Origin of the sequence: Stenotrophomonas sp. HMWF003, assembly GCF_003061285.1 — a bacterium.
Lineage (GTDB): Bacteria > Pseudomonadota > Gammaproteobacteria > Xanthomonadales > Xanthomonadaceae > Stenotrophomonas > Stenotrophomonas maltophilia_AP.
In genome coordinates, this window is record NZ_QAIW01000406.1 from 6,159 (window position 1) to 8,079 (window position 1,921).

General features: G+C 66.2%; 2 protein-coding genes and 1 pseudogene. 2 read left to right on the forward strand and 1 reads right to left on the reverse strand.

Features of this window, described 5'->3' with window-relative positions; translation table 11 throughout:
* A partial coding sequence (locus DBR34_RS23765) for a radical SAM protein (protein ID WP_258224074.1) occupies positions 1-614 on the reverse strand: 614 nt, incomplete at its 3' end.
* Positions 615-714: 100 nt separating this feature from the next.
* Between DBR34_RS23765 and efp the strand changes: the two genes are divergently transcribed.
* Together efp and DBR34_RS23770 are read left to right on the forward strand one after the other, a co-directional pair.
* Positions 715-1,284 (forward strand): elongation factor P, encoded by a 570-nt coding sequence (efp, locus tag DBR34_RS17415; protein WP_128097720.1) that lies wholly within the window; start codon positions 715-717, stop codon positions 1,282-1,284.
* A 387-nt stretch (positions 1,285-1,671) separates the two neighbouring features.
* A pseudogene (locus DBR34_RS23770) lies at positions 1,672-1,921 on the forward strand (TRZ/ATZ family hydrolase); the annotation flags it as partial.

The following is a 1,921-nucleotide window of genomic DNA, read 5'->3' on the forward strand; positions in this document are numbered from 1 at the left end:
GGCAGGCGGCTGTGGATGCGCAGGCGGCGCAGATGCGGGATCTGCCGCAGCGCATCGGTCAGCTCGACCAGCTTGTGGGTGGCCAGGGACAGCGGGTCGCCGCCGGACAGGATCACCTCGTCGATGTCCGGGTCCTGGGCGATGGCATCCACCGCCTCGCGCCAGCCTTCCTTCGCCGCGTTCTCGGTGCCGTAGTCGAAATGGCGACGGAAGCAGTAGCGGCAATTGATCGCGCAGCTGCCGGTGGTCACCAGCAGGGCGCGGCCGCGGTACTTCTGGATGACCCCGGTGGCCTTCTTGGCCAGGCCGTCGCCGACCGCGTCCAGGCTGAAGCCCGGCACCACCTGCATTTCATCGCTGATCGGCAGCACCTGGCGCAGCAGCGGGTCGTGGCGGTCGCCGTGCCGCATGCGGGCGATGAAGCCCTGCGGCACGCGCACCGCGAACTGGCTGGCCGCTTCGGCCGATACGGGCAGGGCATCCGGGTCCAGGCCCAGCTGCTGCAGCAGCACCCGCGGGTCGCGTACCGCCTGGCGCCAGAGCTGTTGCCAGCGCACGGGGGTGGGCAGGGGCGTGGCGGAAAGCTGCATGGAATGGGGGCCTGCGGTTATCATGTCGGTCAGAAAAACGAGTCACCCCACCGGTGCCGGTGGGTTTTCCATTCTATCCGGCTCGCCGCGCCTGCGCGGCGTTTGCCCATTCAGGAGTTTCAGCATGGCCACTGTGGGCATGAACGATGTCAAGAACGGGATGAAGATCCTGGTCAACAATGAACCGGCGGTCATCACCGAGACCGAATACGTCAAGCCGGGCAAGGGCCAGGCCTTCACCCGCATGAAGTACCGCTTCATCAAGTCGGGCCGCGTGGTCGAAATGACCATGAAGGCGACCGACGACGTGGAGAAGGCGGACGTGGTCGATACCAACATGGACTTCATGTACAGCGACGGCGAGTACTGGCACTTCATGGACCCGGAATCCTTCGAGCAGGTCCAGGCCGTCAAGTCCGGCATGGGCGGCGCCGAAAAGTGGCTGAAGGGCGAAGAGTCCTGCATCGTCACCCTGTGGAACGGCGAGCCGATCTTCGTCCAGCCGCCGAACTTCGTCGAACTGAAGATCGTCGAAACCGATCCGGGCGTCCGGGGTGACACCTCCGGCGGCGGCGGCAAGCCGGCCACCCTGGAAACCGGCGCCGTGGTCCGCGTGCCGCTGTTCGTCAACCAGGATGAAATCATCAAGGTCGACACCCGTTCGGGCGAATACTCCGCACGCGCAGGCAAGTAATCCGACCAAAGGTCGGATTACGGTAGAGCCGACCGTTGGTCGGCTGCGGCATCGGCCAACCACCGCACCGGTAGAGCCGACCGTTGGTCGGCTGCAGCATCGGCCGACCACCATACCGGTAGAGCCGACCGTTGGTCGGCTGCAGCATCGGCCGACCACCATACCGGTAGAGCCGACCGTTGGTCGGCTGCCGTATCGGCCAGCACCGCACCCGGTACAGCCGACCAACGGTCGGCTGTACCTCCAGAGCGTCCCGGTCGCCCACACCTTCGGGTCGTCCGCCCAGACAAGTGAGCACGCATGACCGACACCGCACGCATTCCCGAAACCTGTGACCTGCTGATCGAAGCCGGCTACGTGGTCCCGATCGAACCCCATGCGGTGGTGCTGGAAGACCATGCCGTGGCGGTGCGCGGCAGCGAGATCATCGCGATCCTGCCGCGGGCCGAGGCGCGTGAGCGTTTTGCGCCTAAGCAGACCGTCTCGCGCCCCGATGCGGCGCTGATGCCGGGCCTGGTCAACGCGCACACCCACAACCCGATGACCCTGCTACGGGGCGTCGCCGACGACCTGCCGTTGATGGTCTGGTTGCAGCAGCACATCTGGCCGGTGGAAGCGGCGGTGATCGGCCCGGAAT

Bases quoted from the DNA above. Each gene is read 5' to 3' on its own strand.
- efp (WP_128097720.1), top strand. From the start codon at position 715: ATGGCCACTGTGGGCATGAACGATGTCAAGAACGGGATGAAGATCCTG.